An 18,583-nucleotide genomic window follows, 5' to 3' on the forward strand; every position below is an offset into this window, starting at 1 on the left:
TCGCCGCTAGAGGGTGTTACCGCCAGTAACGATAAAGTCCGGGAAGTCCAGCACGAGCCGCCCGATCCGAGCCTCCAGCGGCACCCGGTCGGCGTGCACCAGGCGGTAGCCCACCGGCGTCGGCGTGCCACCCACCGGGACGGTCTCCTCGGCCGCGCCGGGGTCGGCCTGGTGGCGTTCGTGCTCCTCCAGGACCAGCCGGTAGTCGCGGGTGATCGAGACCTCCACCGGGGGCAGCCCGCCGGTCCAGGCGAACCCGGCCCCGTCGGCCACGCAGGTCAGCTCGCCGGTGGCCACCTGGCGCCAGTCGAACTCCTCCTCGGTGCTCCGCTTGACCTGCACGCTCACCCGGACCCGGCGGCTGGCCGCGGCCGCGGCGAGCTCGGCGCCCGCCTTGGCGCCGAGCGCGTCCGCGGTGGCCGCGCCGCGCAGGGTAAGCCGGATGCTGTCGGCGGTCTCCTCGGCCAGCAGGGTGCGGGCGGGCACCAGCTGGGTGAACTCGGCCAGCACGATCGAGGACAGCTCGAGCCCGGTCACCGAGTGCGGCTGGTAGCGGGCCACGGCCAGGCGCAGCAGCGGGAAGTAGGCGGTGGGCACGCCGGGGTCCAGGTCCACGTCGGCGAACCACAGGCCCTTGTCCGCGTCGAACTCCGGCTGCACCGCGACCACGTCCACTGTGGCCGGACCGCCGGCGAGCGTCTCGGCCATCGCCAGTCCGGTGGCGGTGGCGGCCGGGTTGGTGATCCGGTCCGCGGCCAGCGGCGGCAGCTGGGTGCTCTCCGCCCAGACCGGGTCCACGCCCCAGTCGCTGCGCAGTTCCGGCGGCAGCTGCCGCTGCGGGTCGAGCACCACGGCGAGCAGCTCGTCATCGCCGGAGGAGAACCAGGGGCGTTCCAGGTAGATCCGCACCCCGGCGCAGCGCCGGAGGCTGGTGCGGCGGCGGTTCTCCTCATCGGCGACCGTCTCCCAGCGGAAGGTGGGCACCAGGTAGGCCGGTCGCGGCGGCAGCGGCCTGCGGCTGCTCGGCACCGGCCAGGGCTTGCCGTCCGGCGCCGCGCACACCGGGCCGACGCTGGTGATCCGGTCCAGGTCGGCGGTGATGGAGGGGTGGAAGTACTCGCGGAAGCGGGTGGTGCCGACCGGGACGTAGCCGACGTTGCGGTGCCGGGTGTCGCCGAACTCGTGCTTGAGCTTGCCCACGCCGAAGGCCAGGTTGTCCTCGACCTCGCGCAGCTCCAGCCCACCCACCCGGGTGCGCGCGCTGACCCGCCGGGGCGCGTCCTCGGCCGGGTCGTCCAGCCACTCCTGCCAGGTCGCGTCCACGTCCACCCGGCCGGTGCTCGGCGCGTCGGCCACCAGCACGCCGTGCACCTCGGTGAAGGTCGACTCCGCCACCCGCGGGAAGGACAGGTCGTGCAGCACCGGGCGGGCGATCGGCCGTTCCACCGCGTGCACCAGGGTCAGGTCCACCCACGGGGTGAGCATCCAGTTCTCGCCGTCGACGGTGGCCCTGGTGAGCAGCTCCCGCTCGGCCGGGGTGAACCGCTGCCACTCCTCGGACTCGGTGAGCAGCCGCCAGCCGTGCAGCAGCTCCAGGTCGGCCTCCGCCAGCGCGCAGCTGAGGCGGATGGTGCGCACCTCGCCCTTGAGCAGCTGCACGGTCAGCGTCCGGCTGGCCGCACTGAACCTCGGCTCGCCGTCGCCCTCTTCCAGCACCAGCCGGATCGGCCCGGCGTCCGGCCACTCGCGGTGCAGGATGCCGTAGAAGGAGTGCACCTCGTTGGTGCCCTCCGGGTCCTCGGTCGGCAGCCCGCGCAGGGACAGGCCGCGGGCCAACGGGTCCGGCAGGTAGGGCAGCAGCAGGTCGTCGTCGGTGTGCACGACGAACTCGCCCTCCTTGAGCTCGCCGCCCTTGCGCAGGGTGCGCAGGTCGGTGACCGGGCCGGGGGCCTTGCTGTTGTGCGTGGCGACCTTGATCCGGTTCCGCAGGTCCACGGTGAACTCGGGGTTGTCCGCCCGGCGCACCACCACGTCGGTGAAGCTGCCCGCCTCCCGCGAGGCCGCGAGCAGGAACCGCCTGCGCTGCTCGGCGGAGGGGTTGCCGCCCAGCACGTCGTCGTACTTGCCGTGCTGCTCGGCCAGTTGCAGGGCTGCCTTGGGCGGGGCCAGGTGCCGCTCGTCGGTGTCCCGGTACCGGCGGCTCAGGCCGTCCGCGGGCAGCGGGTCGTCGTCGTGGTCGGGCACGTCGCGGTTGTCCAGCGCCCAGAAGGTGGCGGAGACCTCGCGGCCGTCCTCGTCCACCGTGCTGCGGATGACCAGGCGCTCAGTGGACTCGCCCTCGTTGAAGGCGTGCCGGGGCACCACCACCGGGTGCGGCACCGGTTCCCAGCGCCGGTAGGTGATCGGGTCCGACTCGATGTCCACAGTGGACGGATCGGTCAGCTCGGGGCTGTTGCCCGCCAGGTCGACCAGCCGGGCGCGCAGCCGGTAGGTCTGACCGAAGCGCAGCTTGGGCAGGCTGCCCGGCACCGGGGTGAAACTGGTGTCCAGCGGGAACTTCTCGTCCACGGTCCGCTCCGGCACCACCACCGTGCCGTCCTCGGCGATGGTCCGGCCGGGGCGCGGGGCGGACAGGCTCCAGCCGTCCCAGCCGAAGAGCGCCTCGTGGGTGAAGGCCCTGGTGTCGGCCGGCGCGGACTTGGTGGTGGCGCTGGTCTTCACCTGGCCCTCGTCCTCGGCCACGCCGGTGATCGGGATGACCGGGCCGGTGGCCGGGCGCAGCGCGTAGCTGCCGCGGCGACGGCACAGCGAGTACCAGGCGGTGACCGGCGCGCTCGGCGACTCGGCCAGGCCGACATCGACCCGGTAGCCGCGCACCAGCGCCTCGGCGGTGACGGTGGGCGCCTCGGCCGCGTTGGTCCGGACGGTGTTGCCCGCCAACTGGTCGGCGAACCAGGCGTCCCGGTCAGCGGCCAGCAGGGTGATCCCGGCGTTGCGCAGGGCGGGCAGGCCGGTGCCCATCCGGTTGCCCGCCTGGGCCCTGATCCGCTCCACGGCCGCGCTGAAGTCGGCGATCCGGATCGCGGCGGAGTCCAGGTCCAGGTCGGTGACCGCCCAGCTCTGCTCCTGGCTGAGGTCCAGGTAGCGGTCCCGGTAGCGGCTCTGGTCCTCGGTCGCGGCCTCGAACCGCTGCCCTGGCAGGTGTCGCAGCCGGGTCAGCGGCAGCAGGTCGGCCTGCTTGAGCGAGGCGGGCGCGCCGGGGCCGGGGTCGACCGAGACGGTGGCCCCGGTCTCCGGCAGCCCGGCGGGCAGGGTCAGCAGCAGGTCGACCACCAGGCCGAACCGGCGTTGCAGGGCCGGGTAGTCGCCGAGCAGGCCGCACACGCCGGCCACGGTGAGCTTGGGCTTCTCCGGCGCGGCCGGCGGCGCGGGCTCGTCGTCGGTGCGGAAGCTGTTCCGCTGGTAGTACTGGAAGGACTCGGCGAAGGTCAGCTTGGCGCCGTAGCGGTCGTCGCGGTGGATGTGCCGGGGCCGGTCCTGCGCGGCGATGCCGATCCCGCCCTGCGGCTCCAGCAACCGGTTCAGCGACCGGAAAGCCGCCGCCGGGTCCTCGGCGAACGCGCTGGCCCCGGCGAAGGTGCGGTCGGTGCGCAGGTTGCCCTTGGACGGGAAGGCGAAGCCGAGCTGGCTCTCCGGCGGCGGGTCGCCGCATCCGCGGATCACCTCCCTGGTGTCCTCGGCGTTGAGCCTGCCCTCGGCGACCAGCCCGGCCATCCGCCGGTAGAAGCCGGTGACCTGCTCCCGCACCTTGGTGCCTGGGAAGGACCGCAGCTCGGTGATCGCCCCGTTCGCCGCTCTGTCCACAGTGGACTGACACGGGCTGCCGGGCGGGAACAGGGCCTGCCACAGCGTGGAGTCCGGTCCGGCGTAACGGTTCTCCACCTCGACCGCGACCCGGTGGGTCTGCCCGGCCCAGCTGAACACCAGGCCCAGCTGGGAGATCAGGCCGGTCAGCGTCAGCGGCCAGTCCAGGAACGGTCCGCTGCCAAGGGTCACGGCCTCGATCCGCGGGCTGACCAGCACCGACAGCCTGGCCCGGCCATCCGGGTGGAAGCCGTTGGGCAGCGCCGTCCACACGGCCTTGTGGGTGGCGGGAGCGGTCATCTCAGGCGCCTTCCGCGAAGGCCGAGCAGTACTCCAGGACCGGGTCCCGGCGCAGGCCGGCCTCGGTGTAGGGAGCCATGAACTCGGCGAAGGTCAAGGTGCGCGGTGCGTCCAGCGCCGCGCGGGCGTCGGTGTTCGGCGATCCGGCGAAGGTCTTCTCGCAGCTGATCTCCACCGACTCGGAGAAGAACGCGATCTCGATGGTGATGGTGATGGTGGCCCGGCCGGAGACCACACCGTGGTCGTAGCGCAGCTCCAGGTACAGCTCGATGGAGGCCGAGATCAGGCCGAGCACGTCGACCTCGCCGCGGGCCCGGAAGTACCCGGCCAGCTCGACCCCGTCGCCGTCGATCCGGAAGTAGATCCCGGCCATCACCGACAGGCTGCCGCTGGCCACGCCCAGGTTCATCGACACCGCCGCGCCGAACTCCAGCGCGCCCTCGCAGTAGAGCAAACCCTTGGGGCTCAACGCGATGCCGAAGAACCCGCCGCCGCCGAAGAAGGCCACGGTGAGCCGGAACGGGGCCTCCCGGCGGCAGAAGGAGAAGCCGACCTCCATCCCGCTGCCGATGAATGGCAGCCGGAAGTGCGCGTCCAGCCGGATGTTCTCCAGGCTGAACACCCCGATCGCCAGGCTGGGCAACGGCATCCCGTACCGCGCGGTGATGCCGTCGGCGCCCACGTCCAGGCTGGGCGGGTCGCTGAAGCCGTCGAAGGGGATGATGTTGCGCAGGGTCTGCACGAAGGACAGCGGCCCCACGAAGGTCACGTCCCCGAAGGCCACCTCCACGTCCGGCTTCTTCCCGGCCCTGGCCAGGAAGCGGATCCGCTCGAAGTAGAGCTCGATCACGCCGACCAGGTTGATCTGGAAGTCCTCCAGCGAGCAGCTGACGTCCGCGCCGAGGGCGAGGTCCGGCCGCAGCGAGCCGCGCAGGTCCACCACCACGGCGAACCGGCCGCGCTCCCGGAAGACCAGCAGGTCCTGGTAGTTCTGGACCTTCGGCTCCCACTCCAGCCGGGTGTTCACCGTCTCCGGCAGGGTGAAGTTCTTGGCCGCCTTGAGGATGGAGTCCTTGAGCGAGAGCGCCGACCCGGCCGCGGCGGCCCAGGTGGCGGCCTGCGCGCGGACCCGCTCCAGGAACGCCGGGACCGCCGGGTCGATGCCCGCCGGGAGCTCGGCGATCAGCGCCTGCACCGCGTTGAGGAAGGCGTTGAACTTGGCTTCCACCTCGCCGATGGTCGGCTCCGCGCCGCCGGGGGTGAGGAACTCGCCGGTGATGTCCACGAACTCCGCCGCGGTGCGCCGGACCTCCCTGGCCCGCTGTGCGACCTGGTTGAACCGCTGCTCCACCAGGTCCATCAGCTCCCGGATCCGGTGCAGGTCGGAGAGGAAGGAGGTGACCGCGTTGACCGTCTCGGTGAGGAACCGGGGCGCGCGCAGCGGCTCGTCCAGCCCGGCCGCCCGCACGATCGCGGACAGCGGGATGAGGCCGAACAGGTTGGCGTCCAAGGTGTCCAGCACATCGGCGGGGTTGAACGTGCCGGCCGCCGCGTTGGCCAGCGTGCCGCCGACCGGGCCGGTGATCCGGGACATCCCGGCCACCTTGATCGAGGGCGCGGCCAGCCCGCCGGAGCGGTCCCGCCCGCCGTTGGCCTCGAAGTCCAGCGACACGTTCGCCTTGACCTCGACGAAGACCTCGCCCTTGTTCGGCGAGTCCGCCCGGTCCGCGGCACGGGGGAAACCGGCCACCGCGTACTGCTCGGCGTACCCGATCGGCACCGCCTCCGCGTTGCCGGTCAACCGGCTGGCCGCGGCCACCACGGCCTTGGCCCCGGCCACGATCGGCGCGAACCGGGCGAACTCCGAGGGCGGCAGGTCCTCCCACTCCTGGGGCGCGCGCAGTTCCCAGGTCAGCTCGGTGGTGTCCAGGCTGGTGTCGTCCACCCGCGCGCTGTCCGCGTAGGCCAGCGCCTGCCCGCCCAGGCTGACCACCCGGTTGGCCGGGGCGTTCTGGTAGGTGGCCAGCACCTGGGGCAGGCGCTGCGCGTTGTGCTGGGCGGGCACGAACAGCAGCGGGGTGCGGAACTCCACCGCTCGCTGGTTGCGGTCCTGCCCGACCGCCTTGAACTGGAACGGTTTCTCCGCCTGCGTCGCCGGGAAGAACTCCTCCTCGGTGTCCCCGACCAGGTCCGGGGTGACCAGGGTGAGCAGCCGGACCTGGCGGAAGGGGAACAGGTTGTTGAACTTGTGCTCGGTGCCGACCGCGGTGAGGTCCACGCCCGGCTTGAACTCCCGCACCGGCTCGCGCACCACCACGAACACCCGCTGCCGCAGGTAGGCCGGGTTGCCGGGCCGGTCGGGGTGGAACCTGCGCTCGGTGATGGTCACCTTGACCGCGCGGTGGCCGAACGGGGCCAGGAACCCGGCCTGCACCACCCGCACGTAGTGGTCCCGGCCCAGCGCGGCCCGGTGCCGCCACTCCACCAGGTCGATCCCGGCGGGGCGGTGCTCGGACCAGTCGCCGTGGCTGTCCAGGTAACCGCCCAGCGCGCTGAGCACCAGGTGCTCCACCGAGACCGGCCGGGGCAGGTAGGGCTGGCCGATCTCGGTGCGCAGGTCGTGCCTGGCGGTCAGGTGCACGATGTCCCGCCGGTGCTCCGGCTGGAGCGAGGCCGGGAACGGGCCGGGCGGCACCGGGGAGCCCACCGGCGGCGCGGTGTCCCCGGGGAAGTCCCTGGTCCACACCGCGCGGGCGGTCCGGCCGCGCAGCCGGGTGTGCCACAGTTCGACCCGGCCGCTCTCGGGCGGGGCCTCGGCGCGGTGCACCCAGCGGTCGGCCGAGCGCGGGGACAGGTACAGCCGGTAGGGCAGCTCGATCGCGGTGCGCGGGTTGTTCGCCGGGTCCCGCAACGGGTTCTCCGGCACGCCCGGCCCGTCCGCGACCGGCACCACCCGCATCGGCAGCGTGCGCAGCGCGGCCAGCAGACCGGCCTCCTCGTAGGGCACCCGCACGCCCGCGCCGACGGTGAACACCAGTTGGCCGCCACCGGCGATCCGGGCCGCCACCGGCGGGGCCGAGGGGGTGCCCGCCGGTTCCGGGAACGCCTCCTCCAGCAGGTGCTGCGGCGGCAGCGCGACCACGACCAGGCCGTCCTGACCGGCGACCGAGGGCACCAGCCGTCGCCGGAACGCGTCTTCGAACTTCAGGCCGCGGAAGGTGAAGCTGAGGTCGAGCAGGTCGGCTGGGCGCAGCAGGCGCACTGGCGCCGGGAACTCGTCGGCAGGCATGTGCGCCCTCCCCCGTGATCGGCGACTACCGCACCGAAGCTAGGGGAAAGCGCCTACCTGCCACAGCGGGCCGAGGAGCCACCGAACGGGCCGCCTCACTCGCCCTTCCGGCCGCACGTTCAGGCCAGGTCGGCCCGGAGGATGCCGTAGGCGACGAGGTCCCTGCGCACCCCGCCGCGCAGCTGGGCCCCGCGCAGTACGCCCTCGCGGCGCAGCCCGGCCTTCTCCAGCGCGCGCTGCTCGGCCCGGTTCTCCACGTCGGTGGATGCCTCCACCCGGTCCAGGTCGGTGCTGGCGAACAGGTGCTCCACCAGCAGCCGCTGGGCGGCCGAGCCGAGGCCGCGGCCACGGGCCGAGGGCAGCAGCGCGATGCCGAAGTTCCACGCGGTGCAGGAGCGGGCAGGCCCGTAGCTGACCGGGTGCCAGCTCACGCCGCCGACCAGCTCGCCGGTGATCTGGTCCAGCACCGCGGCCCGCCCGGAGACCTCGAAGCGCACCAGCGGCTCCTGCTCGTCCCGGTCCACGTCGAAGGCGCCGTCGCTGCCCTCGCTCAGCACGTCCTCATCGCCCGGCCCGAACTGGGCGAGGGCGATGAGGTCGTTCTCGGCGAGGATCGTCCTGGGACTCACTTGCGGACCGTCAGGCCGACCTTCTGGAACTCCTTCAGGTCCGAGTAGCCGGTCTTGGCCATCGCGCGCCGCAGCGCCCCGAAGAGGTTCAGCGTGCCGTACGGGCTGGTGGCCGGGCCGAACAGGACCGACTCCAGGCTGTGCCCGCTGGTGAAGCCGTAGACGTCGCTGCGCGGCAGCGAGGGGTGCGCGGCCGCCGCGGTCCAGTAGTAGCCCTGGCCGGGCAGGTCCTCGGCCTCGGTGAGCGCCTCGCCGAGCATCACCGCGTCCGCGCCGCAGGCGATGGCCTTGGCGATGTCGCCGGAGTAGGTGAGCCCGCCGTCGGCGATCACGTGCACGTACCGGCCGCCGGTCTCGTCCAGGTAGTCGCGGCGGGCGGCCGCGGCCTCGGCGATCGCGGTGGCCATCGGCACCCCGATGCCCAGCACCCGGTTGGTGGTGCTGGCCTGGGACTGGCCGTAGCCGACGATCACCCCGGCCGCGCCGGTGCGCATCAGGTGCATCGCGGTGCGGTAGTCGCCCACCCCGCCGGCGATCACCGGGATGTCCAGGTCGGCGATGAACCGCTTGAGGTTCAGCGGCTCACCGTCCCTGGAGACGTGCTCGGCGGAGATGATGGTGCCCTGCACGATGAGGATCTCCACGCCCGCGGCCAGCAGGTCGGGGGTCAGCTCCTCGGCGTGCTGCGGACTGACCCGCACCGCCACCGTGTTGCCGGACTCGCGCACGGTGCGGATGGCCTCGGTGAGCAGGTCCACCCTGATCGGCGCGGCGTGCAGCTCCTGCAGCATGCGCACCGCGGCCGAGGGGTCCTCCCCCTCATCGGCGGCCTGCACCACCCGGAACAGCGCGTCCTCGGCGTTGGCGTGCCGAGCCCAGACCCCCTCGGCGTTGAGCACGCCGAGCCCGCCGAGCTCGCCGAAGCGCACCGCGGTGGCCGGCGAGACGATCGCGTCGGTGGGATGGGTGATCAGCGGGATGTCGAAGCGGTAGGCGTCGATCCGCCAGTCCAGCGACACGTCCTTGGAGGAGCGGGTGCGCCGGGAGGGCACGATCTCGATGTCGTCAAGCCCGTAGGCACGCAGCGCGGTGCGCCCGGCACCGATCTCCACCTGGTCCCGCACGTCGATCCTCTCTCACTGTGACAACTGCACTGGCTGCCGGGAATGTCCGTTGTGGACGGTTACCGGGTGGTGTAGTTCGGCGCTTCCACGGTCATCGTGATGTCGTGCGGGTGGCTCTCCTTGAGCCCGGCCGCGGTGATCCGGACCAGCTGGGCCTGCTGCAGCTCGGTGATGGTGGCCGCGCCGGCGTAGCCCATGCCCGAGCGCAGGCCGCCGACCAGCTGGTGCACCACGTTGGACAGCGGGCCGCGGAACGGGATCCGGCCCTCGATGCCCTCCGGCACCAGCTTGTCCTCGCTGAGCACGTCGTCCTGGAAGTAGCGGTCCTTGGAGTAGGACTTGGCCTGGCCACGGGACTGCATCGCGCCGAGGGAGCCCATGCCGCGGTAGGTCTTGTACTGCTTGCCGTTGTGCAGGATCAGCTCGCCGGGCGCCTCGGCGGTGCCGGCCAGCAGGCTGCCCAGCATGACCGTGCTGGCGCCGGCCGCGATGGCCTTGGCGATGTCACCGGAGTACTGGATGCCGCCGTCGCCGATGACCGGCACCCCGGCCAGGGCGCAGGCCAGCGAGGCCTCGTAGATCGCGGTGATCTGCGGCGCGCCCACGCCCGCCACCACGCGGGTGGTGCAGATGGAGCCGGGGCCGACGCCGACCTTCACGCCGTCCGCGCCCGCGTCGACCAGCGCCTGCGCACCCGCGCGGGTGGCCACGTTGCCGCCGATGATGTCGGTGGACTCGCCCAGCTCCTGCTTCAGCTTGGCCACCATGTCCAGCACGTTGCGCGAGTGCGCGTGCGCGGAGTCCACCACGATCGCGTCCACGCCCGCGTCCACCAGCGCCATCGCCCTGCGGTAGGCGTCGTCGCCGACCCCGACCGCGGCGCCGACCACCAGGCGGCCGTCCGGGTCCTTGGTGGCCAGCGGGTACTGGTCGGTCTTGACGAAGTCCTTGACCGTGATCAGGCCGCGCAGCTTGCCGTCGCCGTCGATGATCGGCAGCTTCTCCACCTTGTGCCGCCGCAGCAGCCCCAGCGCGGCCTCGGCCGACACGCCGACGTGCGCGGTGACCAGCGGCATCTGGGTCATCACCTCGCGCACCGGGCGGGAGTGGTCGACCTCGAAGCGCATGTCCCGGTTGGTGATGATGCCGACCAGGCGGCCCTGCGCGTCGGTGACCGGCAGGCCGGAGATGCGGAACCGGCGGCAGCGCTCGTCCACCTCGGCCAGCGTGTCGTCCGGGGAGCAGGTGACCGGGTCGGTGACCATGCCGGCCTCGGAGCGCTTGACCACCTCGGCCTGCGCGGCCTGCTCGTCCACGGAGAGGTTGCGGTGCAACACGCCGATACCGCCCTGGCGGGCCATGGAGATGGCCATCCGGGCCTCGGTGACGGTGTCCATGGCCGAGGAGACCACCGGCACCCGCAGGGTGATGTTGCGGGAGACCCGGCTGGAGGTGTCGACCGCGCCGGGCACGACATCGGACTCGGCAGGCAAGAGGAGGACGTCGTCGAAGGTCAGGCCGAGCATGGCGAACTTCGGCGGGATGCCGTGAGCGGTGAGCTCGCTGGTCATGACTGGTGTCGGCCTTCCTGGTGCGCCGGTCACACGGTGGTTCCCGCCGGCCAGGTGGAGCCAGCGGAACGGGTGACCACATGCTAACCGGCCGACCGGCGGCAACACCTCCGGCCGCAAGCCAGGTACCGTGCCCCACGTGCCGCACAACGCGTTGCCGCCCGATCCCTTCGCCGGGGACCCGGAGGACCCGGCCCTGGTGCTGGGCGAGGCAGAGGAGGAAACGGCCGAGCCCCTCGGCGAGGACGAGCGCGCCGACCTGCTCGCCGACCTGGCCGACCTGGCCGTCTACCAGGCACTTCTGGAGCCGCGTGGGCTCCGTGGCATCGTCGTGGACTGCGGCGACTGCCGGGAGCCGCACTACCACGACTGGGAGCTGTTGCGCTCCAGTCTCCAGCAGTTGCTCGACGACGGCCGGATGCGCCCGCACGAGCCCGCCTACGACCCGGACCCGGCCAGCTACGTCAGCTGGGAGTACTGCCGGGGCTACGCGGATGGCGTAACTCACACCGAGGGCGAGCGTTAGCCAGCTCACGGCGTCATCCCATCCGGTGAACCCACCGAGCGCGGGCCGCCACAGAACATGACCACGCCGTCACGGTGCGCAGTCACGGGCACCGTCCACAGTGGAACCCGCCCCGGAGGTCAGGGTCGCGCGATCCGGCTCGGGCCCGCGGCGTTGTCGGTCCAGGCCTGCTGCCGGTTCGCCGGGGTCACGCACACGTCGTCACCTGGCCAGGCGTCCCGCCACACGTAGCCCTGCACGCAGGTGTGCGGGCCGTAGGGGCCGTTGTACCAGCGGCCGTGGGTGGCGTTGTTGTCCGCGGCCGTCTGCTGGCGGACCGCGCCGCTGACGCACACGTAGTCGTGCTGGTCGCCGTCCCGCCACACCCAGCCGCTCGTGCAGGCGTTGGGGCCGTAGGTGGCGCCCTGCACGGCGTTGGTGCTCACCGTGACCGAGGCGGTGTTGCCGCTGATGCCGTTGATCCGCACGGACACCCCGTTGGCGTCCAGGGACTGCACCGGGTGCCGGTCGCCGCCCCTGGTGCGCAGCAGGTACGGCGTGCCGTCGCGCACCTCGTTCAGCATCACGATGTCGGCCGGGATGCCCGCGCTCCAGCCGGTCTTCTTGCGCAGCTCCACCGTGTAGTACCGGTACGGGTCGTTGGCGTCGAACGGGATGCGCAGCAGCTGGGTGCCCGCCGTGCCAGGGGTTTCCAGCGCGGAGAGGGTGATGGTGCGGGTGCGCACGCCGTCCGCGCCGAGGGTGAACACCCGGTCCCTGGGCAGCCAGCCGAGCTTGTCCCGGAGGTAGCCGTTGAGCCCGACCGCGCTGGTGCCGAAGCGCGCGGTCTGGAAGGTGTGGATGTTCATCGCGGACTGGATGTCCCACGGGTTGTCGTACTCGCCGATCTGCGCCCACTCCACGTTGCGGTAGGCAGGGTCGTCGGAGAAGGAGTGGCCCAGGCCGTAGCCGTGCAGCATCTCGTGCGCGGCGAAGCCGACGTTCCACGCGCCGGGGTCGAGCAGCACCCGGTCGCCCGCCGCGCCGGAGTCCACCCAGTCGTTGAGGATGGCGATGATCCGGTGACCGTTCGGCACGCGGTAACCGTTGCTGGCCGCGGTGTTCACGCAGTCCTGGATCCGGTCCCAGCGGGTCTTCGGCCGCTGCTGCTCCAGGGTGAACGGCATCGTGTGCCAGCCGCGCACCACCGAGCCGTGCAGGGTCACCCGGCCGCGGGACTGGTCGGTGAAGTAGTCGGCCAGTCCGCCTTGGCCCGCGCCGTCCTGGGTCAGGAAGTCGCGGAAGAACTGCTGGTTCTGCGGCTCCTGCGGCTTGTCCTTGAACTTGCACAGCAGCACCGACCAGCCGGTCTGCCCGCGCACCGGCACCGCCTGCGCCGGATTCGCCAGCACCAGCCCGATTCCGCCAACCAACAGGGTCAGCGCCAGCGCCGCCCAGGTCCGATATCGCCTCATGACGCTCCTCCGTCGATCACCTCAGCGGAGCGAAAACTAGCCAGCGAAACGGAAAATCGGCCTCGGCTGCCCCGGCCCCCGCACGTTGGGGCGGCAGCACTGCCCTAACGCCCGGTCAGCACGCCGATCGCGATGCCCAGCAGGGCGGTGTTGTACAGGAAGGACATCGTGCTGTGCACCAGCACCGCGTAGCGCAGTTCGCGGTGCCGCACGGTCACATCGGACACCGCGAACGAGGTGCCGATGGTGAAGGCGAAGTAGGCGAAGTCGGCCAGGTTCGGCTCCGGCTCGTCCGGGAAACCGAGGCCCTGCCCGCCGCACAGCTCGTAGTGCAGGTGGGCGTACCGCTCGGCGAAGCCGAAGTGCAGCATCAGCCAGGCGAAGATGATGGTCGGCGCGCCGATCAGCTTGATCAGGAAGGTGGAGTCGCCGTCCGCGCCGAACCGCTCGTACAGCACGATCATCAGCCCGGAGAGCACGCCGACCAGGCTGGCCAGCACAGTCGCCACAAAACCCAGCCTGCGCCCGGCCACCGTGCTCAGCCAGGCCGGTGAGCCGTCGGCGCGCTCGTCCAGGCCGGACCGGGCCCGGCGGACCCGGCGCCAGCGCAGCAGCACGTAGCCGAGGGCGACCAGGTTCCACCCGCCGAGCAGCAGCACGCTGGACAGGCTGACCGCCTCGCCCAGCACCGCGGCCAGGCCGAGCAGGATCAGCACCAGCTCGCCGAGGCGGTACACCAGCCTGCGCGGGCTAACCACGGATCGCCCGCCTGGCCGGGGCGAACACCAGCGCGCAGCCCAGCGCCAGCGCGAACGTGGTCACCACGCTGGCCTCCAGGCCGAAGGCCGCGCCGTTGACGATGCTGGGCTCGCCGCCGCGCAGGGTCAGCAGCGCGGTGCTCACCTCGGTGCCGGAGACCGAGGCGCCGAAGACGTTGCCCTGCACCCAGTTCCACATCAGGTGGAACCCGCACACGCCCCACAGCCCGCCCTCGGCGATCGCCCAGCCCGCGGTGAACAGCCCGTACAGCAGCAGGTTCAGCACCGCGAGCACCTGGAGACCGCCCACGTTGCCGGTGTGCAGCGCGGCGAACAGCGCGGCCTGCACCAGCACCGCGGCCACCACTCCCCACCGCCGGGTCAGCGCCTGGAGCAGGAAACCCCGGCACAGCAGCTCCTCGGTGGAGCCCTGGATCGCATACGCGGCAAGGGCGAGCAGCGCGCCGGGCAGCAGCGACCACCTCGGACCGTCAGTGAAGGACATGTGTCCACTCAGGACAGTGGCGAGCACGATCCCGCCGAAGACCAGGAAGGCCGCCAGCGCGCCGAGCGCCAGCCCGCGCGGCGAGGTGGTGAACCCGGCGCTGGCGAACGGCCGTCGCTCCTTGAACCGGATCCACAGCCACAGCACCAGCGCCACCGGCGCGAACCCGCCGACCAGCATGGCCACCTGACCGCGCAGGTTCCCGGTCTGTGGCGTGGCCGATCCGGTCAGCAGCAGGTTGGCCGTCAGGCCACCAGCGCCGCCGACCAGCAGCATCGCCAGCGCCACCACGACAAGGGCGAGCCAGGGGCCGGTAGGGCGCCGGGCGGTGTCCATACCGGTGAGGAAGGGACTCATCAGGCTCCTCGCTGCTCCAGGGCGAGACGAGCATGCCGTACGTCGTGCCGGGCCCGGTCGACGGCCGGGTCCAGCTCGTGGTCGACGCTGTTCTCCAGCGCGATGGCCAGCGCCAGCTGCGCGTCCTGGAGGCGGTGCATCCGTTGCGCGCCAAGGGGTCCGTGCGTGCGCCGGGCCAGCCTGCGCGCCTTGCGCCGAGCCCGGCCGGTGCGCAGCGCGGCCACCTCCGGCGGCGTGATGATCTCCGGGTCCTCCTGGCGCACGGTGGCCACGAACCAGGCGAACTCCCGCCGCGCGGTGTACCGGTAGACCAGGGCGAACAGCAGCACCAGCACCGCGTACTTGGCCAGCGCGCCGAGCACGCCCAGCTGCCCGAGCAGCGGGGAGTTCCACAGCACGTGCAGGCCGTACCCGGTCAGCACCGAGGCCGCCGCGACCAGCGCGCGGTGGCCGTGCGAGCGGTCGGTGGCGGTGCGCGCGTAGCCGAGGCCGAACCCGGCGATGCCGGTGAAGACCACGTGCGCGCCGACCCCGAACAGCAGCCGGGACACCGAGCTGCCCAGCGCGGCGGAGAAGTCGTCGTTGACGTCGGTGAGCGCGGCGTTGACCGCGTAGCCGAAGTTCTCCAGCGCCTCGAAGCCGAGGCCGATCATCGCGCCGTAGACCAGCCCGTCCAGCGACCGGTGCAGGTGCTCGCGCACGATCACCAGCACGGCCACCACCCCGAGGCCCTTCAGCCACTCCTCCGACAGCGGCCCGGCCAGCGCCGCGCCCCAGTCCGCGGCGAAGGCCGCGCCACCGGTCTTGCCGGCCAGGCTGAGCAGCGCGCCGTTGGCCGGGGCGGCCACCGCCGGCGCGATGAACGCGCCCCACAGGAAGGCCAGCGCCAGCAGCACCGGCGGTTCCTTCTCGAACAGGTCCAGCCGCCGGATCAGCACGGTGAACACCACCACCAGCAGGCACTGCGCCAGCACCGCGGTGACCGCCGCGACCGGGGCCGCGCGCGCCGCGTAGAGGTCGCCGCCCGCGAACGAGCGCAGGCCGAAGACCAGCAGGACCAGGTAGGCCCAGAACATCGGGCGGCGCAGCACCGTGGCCCAGCCCGCGCGCGGGGCCACCGGCGAGGTGATCGTCACGGCTGGACCACCACACCGTCCAGCAGCCCCCGCAGCACCGGCGCGGACAGCCCCCGCGCCGAGACGGTGACCACCGGCCCAGGCCCGCCGAGCAGCACCAGCGTGCCGCCGTCGAACTCCCCGACCAGCCCGGTCAGCCCGCTCGCCGTGCGCAGCTGTCCGACCGGCGTGACCGGCCGTCCCTGCAACGCGTACAGCCGCCCGATCCGGGCGAAGGTCACCGCCGGGTCCACCACCCCGGTCTTCAGCTCCACGGCGCAGCTCGCCCCGCCCTGCGCGGCGGAGACGCTGTCCGGGGGCTGGCCGGCCGCCTGCCGGAACCCGGCCAGCGGACTCAGGTCCACCCGCGCCGTGCCCGCGCCATCAGCGGCGCGCAGCAGCGCCTCGTCCCCGGCCCGCACGGGCACGGCTGGTTCGGCCACGGTGGCATCGGCCAGCAGCGGCAGCACCAGCATGCCGAACACCCCGGCGAGCACGCCCAGCGCGCCCCACAGACCACGCCACTCGATCACCGGACCGCGCATCGCTCCACAGTGGACCGGCGGGGTACCGGTGGCAACAACGCGAACACCCCCTGTTCGAGTGACGAACAGGGGGTGCCGAGGTCTGGCTTCAGCTGTGGTCGGTCAGCGCCGGGGTCTCCGCCGCGGACTGCGCCGGGCTGGCCGGCGGTGGTGGCGGGGGCGGCGGCGGGTTGTTCTCGGTGCTGCGGCCACCGCTGCTGCTGTTGCCACCGCTGGGCGACTCCGACGGCGAGGTGGTCGTGCTCGACGGCGGGGTGGTCGTGGTGGTGCTCGGCGGCGTGGTCGTGGTCGACGGCGGCGTCGTGGTGGTGCTCGGTGGCGGCGCGGGCGGATCCGACTTGGAGCTCGTCGTGGCCGGCGGCGGCACCACCACCGGCGGCGGCTGCTCCGACGGGTTGCCGGTGCCCGGCGTCGGCGGCTCGCCGACCTGTTCCGTCAGCGTCTCGTGCTGCTGGGCCAGGGTGTCCTTGCCGTCCTCGGCCGCGACCGCGGCCAGCGCGGCGGCGGCCCGTTCCAGCGCGGCCTTGGCGATGTCCGGCCTGCCCTGCCGCAGCGCGTTGGTGGCGATGTCCAGATCCGCGCGCACCGAGGCGGCGGCCTCCACCGACCGGGCGTGGTCGGCGTAGAGCACCCTGGTCAGTCCCCAGAGGGTGTCGCCGGGCTCGGCGGTGCGGGCGGCCAGCCCGACCCCGGTGAACCCGATCGCGAGCACCGCCGCGGCCGTGGCCAGCGGAATGAGGAAGCGGTGCCGCCGACGGCTCTGCGTCTTGGCGGCCTCGATGGTGGCCAGCGCGGTGTCGATGTCGACCAGCTCGCCGATCGGCTCCGCGTCCACGTCCCGCCGCCAGGACAGCAGCAGGGCGGAGAGCTCCTGGTCGCCGAGGGAGCGGTTCGCGTCGTGGTGCGTGCCGGCCAGGCTGTCCAGCAGCATGTCGTCCGCGCGGACGGCCATCAGGTCGACCGGCCCGTCGACCTCGCCGTGGTCGGTGGTCAACGGGTCCTCGGGCGCCAGTGCCCCGGCGCGCCGCCGTGCCAGTTCGACGTCACCTTGGTTGTGCTGCTCGGCCATGTTCAGACCACCTCCTCCGGTGCCAAGGTCTTGCGGAGCCTGGCGAGCGCCCGATGCTGGGCCACCCGCACCGCTCCCGGGGTTGAGCCGACCGCGTCCGCGGTCTCCTCTGCGGACAGACCCACCACGACCCGGAGGAGCAGGATCTCCCGCTGCTTCGCGGGCAGCACCCGCAACAGCTGGGCCATCCGTTCGGACAGCTCACCGTGCATGGCCCGCTGTTCCGGACCGGCCTCGGTCTCCGGGGCGTCAGGCACCTCGGGGACCGGTTCCGACCGGTTGCGAGCAGCGCTGCGATGCGCGTCAGCCACCTTGTGCGCGGCAATGCCGTACACAAATGCCAGGAACGGGCGTCCCTGGTCGCGATAGCTGGGCAACGCCGTCAGCACGGCGAGACACACCTCCTGGGCGACGTCGTCCGCGGAAGCGTACGAACGTTCCTGCCTGCCTACCCGGGCGCGGCAGTACCGCACCACCAAGGGACGGATCGACGCCAGCAGACGGCCGATCGACTCTCGGTCGCCGCCGATCGCGGCGCCTACGACGGCGTCCAGTCCGTCCCCCGTGTTGGTCATCGTGGTGAGTAGCCCTGGTGTTACGCGCTGGCGGACTGACATAGAACGATTCACCGACCGTGGCCCGCCCTCCCGGTCGGCTTCACCGTACCCGCCGGGGTGCGGAGAAGAGAGTGCCGGGGCGAAGACCGTGGGGAAAGCGAGACCAGGGACTGCGAGGTCCTGGCCTCGGATGAATGGGGCTGAGCATGACAGCAGGTAGCCCGGCGACACGCCGAGCTACCTGCTTCGTCAGTGAGTGTGTGGGCCGTGGTGGTCAGGAGACCAGGCCGCGGCGGAAACCGTGCGCGACCGCCTGGGCGCGGTCCCGGACGCCGAGCTTGCGGAACAGCCGCCGGGCGTGCGTCTTCACCGTGTCCTCGGACAGGTACAGCTCGCGACCGATCTGGCCGTTGCTCTTGCCCTGGCTCATGCCGCGCAGGACCTGCAGTTCACGCTCGGTGAGCTGCACGCCCGGGTCGGACGGCTGCCGAGGGGCGGGCACCGAGGTGCTCGCCAGGGTGTGCGCCAGCGCGGCGACCAGCTCGGGCCGCGAGGCGTCCCAGCGCAGGTACCCACGGGCGCCGCCGGCGATGGCCGCGGCGATGCTGCCCGCGTCGTCCGGAGCGCCGAAGACGATCACGTTGGCCTGCGGGTGCGCCGAGACGAGACGCCGAGTGGCCTCCACCCCGGTCGGCACCGCGCGCTGGGTTCCCACCAGGACGACGTCGACCGCCTGCCGGGAGAAGCGCGCGAGCAGCTCGTCGCCGTGACCGACACAGTCGATGCGGCTGACCCCAGGGACGGCCGACATCACGCGAGTGAGACCCTCCCGGACGCTTCGCCGGTCATCACAGATCAAGACCGTCGTCACCGGGGACTCCTTCCTACAGCTGAGTGACGTTCCAACTCCCCTATCGGAC

General features: G+C 72.5%; 14 protein-coding genes. 1 reads left to right on the top strand and 13 read right to left on the bottom strand.

The features are described 5' to 3' along the window. Nucleotides 1–6: 6 nt before the first annotated feature. From N8J89_RS37970 to guaB, 5 genes are all read right to left on the bottom strand, one after another. Entirely contained in the window at nucleotides 7–4,164 is a 4,158-nt protein-coding gene (locus N8J89_RS37970) for a hypothetical protein (protein WP_283661739.1), read from the bottom strand. A 1-nt stretch (nucleotide 4,165) separates the two neighbouring features. Further along, nucleotides 4,166–7,453: a hypothetical protein gene (locus tag N8J89_RS37975; RefSeq protein WP_283661740.1), complete on the bottom strand. Its 3,288-nt coding sequence runs from the start codon at nucleotides 7,451–7,453 to the stop codon at nucleotides 4,166–4,168. A gap of 119 nt (nucleotides 7,454–7,572) precedes the next feature. Further along, on the bottom strand, nucleotides 7,573–8,082 hold the full coding sequence (locus tag N8J89_RS37980) for a GNAT family N-acetyltransferase (RefSeq protein WP_283661741.1): 510 nt from the start codon (nucleotides 8,080–8,082) through the stop codon (nucleotides 7,573–7,575). Then, complete coding sequence (locus tag N8J89_RS37985; protein ID WP_283661742.1) at nucleotides 8,079–9,206, bottom strand: GuaB3 family IMP dehydrogenase-related protein; 1,128 nt, start codon at nucleotides 9,204–9,206, stop codon at nucleotides 8,079–8,081. Before N8J89_RS37985 ends, N8J89_RS37980 begins: the two co-directional genes overlap by 4 nt. 59 nt (nucleotides 9,207–9,265) lie before the next feature. Continuing rightward, nucleotides 9,266–10,777, bottom strand: coding sequence for an IMP dehydrogenase (guaB, locus tag N8J89_RS37990; protein WP_283661743.1), 1,512 nt, complete (start codon nucleotides 10,775–10,777; stop codon nucleotides 9,266–9,268). A gap of 139 nt (nucleotides 10,778–10,916) precedes the next feature. Here guaB and N8J89_RS37995 point away from each other — a divergent pair, with 139 nt between their 5' ends. Next, on the top strand, nucleotides 10,917–11,303 hold the full coding sequence (locus N8J89_RS37995) for a DUF5319 family protein (RefSeq protein ID WP_247755625.1): 387 nt from the start codon (nucleotides 10,917–10,919) through the stop codon (nucleotides 11,301–11,303). A gap of 119 nt (nucleotides 11,304–11,422) precedes the next feature. On the opposite strand, the gene N8J89_RS38000 is transcribed toward N8J89_RS37995, so the two are convergent. The 8 genes from N8J89_RS38000 to N8J89_RS38035 all read right to left on the bottom strand — a co-directional run bounded on the left by N8J89_RS38000 (nucleotide 11,423) and on the right by N8J89_RS38035 (nucleotide 18,534). Then, nucleotides 11,423–12,757, bottom strand: a complete 1,335-nt coding sequence (locus N8J89_RS38000) for a hypothetical protein (protein WP_283661744.1) — start codon at nucleotides 12,755–12,757, stop codon at nucleotides 11,423–11,425. 104 nt (nucleotides 12,758–12,861) lie between these two features. Further along, nucleotides 12,862–13,515: a DUF1345 domain-containing protein gene (locus N8J89_RS38005; protein ID WP_283661745.1), complete on the bottom strand. Its 654-nt coding sequence runs from the start codon at nucleotides 13,513–13,515 to the stop codon at nucleotides 12,862–12,864. Then, nucleotides 13,508–14,377 carry a CPBP family intramembrane glutamic endopeptidase gene (locus tag N8J89_RS38010; RefSeq protein WP_283661746.1) on the bottom strand — a complete coding sequence of 290 codons (870 nt, stop codon included), beginning with the start codon at nucleotides 14,375–14,377 and terminating at the stop codon, nucleotides 13,508–13,510. The genes N8J89_RS38005 and N8J89_RS38010 overlap by 8 nt, the downstream gene beginning before the upstream one ends. After that, complete coding sequence (locus N8J89_RS38015; RefSeq protein ID WP_283661747.1) at nucleotides 14,377–15,513, bottom strand: PrsW family intramembrane metalloprotease; 1,137 nt, start codon at nucleotides 15,511–15,513, stop codon at nucleotides 14,377–14,379. Before N8J89_RS38015 ends, N8J89_RS38010 begins: the two co-directional genes overlap by 1 nt. Beyond that, a complete protein-coding gene (locus N8J89_RS38020) occupies nucleotides 15,510–16,037 on the bottom strand; it encodes a hypothetical protein (protein WP_283661748.1) in 528 nt (175 codons plus the stop codon). The genes N8J89_RS38015 and N8J89_RS38020 overlap by 4 nt, the downstream gene beginning before the upstream one ends. Nucleotides 16,038–16,125: 88 nt before the next feature. Next, complete coding sequence (locus tag N8J89_RS38025; RefSeq protein ID WP_283661749.1) at nucleotides 16,126–17,106, bottom strand: anti-sigma-D factor RsdA; 981 nt, start codon at nucleotides 17,104–17,106, stop codon at nucleotides 16,126–16,128. A 2-nt stretch (nucleotides 17,107–17,108) separates the two neighbouring features. After that, a complete protein-coding gene (locus N8J89_RS38030; protein ID WP_185000298.1) occupies nucleotides 17,109–17,681 on the bottom strand; it encodes a sigma-70 family RNA polymerase sigma factor in 573 nt (190 codons plus the stop codon). Between the two features lie 256 nt (nucleotides 17,682–17,937). After that, on the bottom strand, nucleotides 17,938–18,534 hold the full coding sequence (locus N8J89_RS38035) for a response regulator transcription factor (protein WP_086781717.1): 597 nt from the start codon (nucleotides 18,532–18,534) through the stop codon (nucleotides 17,938–17,940). Nucleotides 18,535–18,583 lie beyond the last annotated feature (49 nt).

It is taken from the genome of Crossiella sp. CA-258035 (assembly GCF_030064675.1).
In the GTDB taxonomy this organism is placed as follows: domain Bacteria; phylum Actinomycetota; class Actinomycetes; order Mycobacteriales; family Pseudonocardiaceae; genus Crossiella.

Coding starts and splice junctions, on each gene's coding strand:
- N8J89_RS37975 (WP_283661740.1), bottom strand. CDS start 7,453: ATGCCTGCCGACGAGTTCCCGGCGCCAGTGCGCCTGCTGCGCCCAGCC.
- N8J89_RS38000 (WP_283661744.1), bottom strand. CDS start 12,757: ATGAGGCGATATCGGACCTGGGCGGCGCTGGCGCTGACCCTGTTGGTT.
- N8J89_RS38025 (WP_283661749.1), bottom strand. CDS start 17,106: ATGGCCGAGCAGCACAACCAAGGTGACGTCGAACTGGCACGGCGGCGC.
- N8J89_RS38020 (WP_283661748.1), bottom strand. CDS start 16,037: ATGCGCGGTCCGGTGATCGAGTGGCGTGGTCTGTGGGGCGCGCTGGGC.
- N8J89_RS38030 (WP_185000298.1), bottom strand. CDS start 17,681: ATGACCAACACGGGGGACGGACTGGACGCCGTCGTAGGCGCCGCGATC.
- N8J89_RS37970 (WP_283661739.1), bottom strand. CDS start 4,164: ATGACCGCTCCCGCCACCCACAAGGCCGTGTGGACGGCGCTGCCCAAC.
- N8J89_RS38010 (WP_283661746.1), bottom strand. CDS start 14,377: ATGAGTCCCTTCCTCACCGGTATGGACACCGCCCGGCGCCCTACCGGC.
- guaB (WP_283661743.1), bottom strand. CDS start 10,777: ATGACCAGCGAGCTCACCGCTCACGGCATCCCGCCGAAGTTCGCCATG.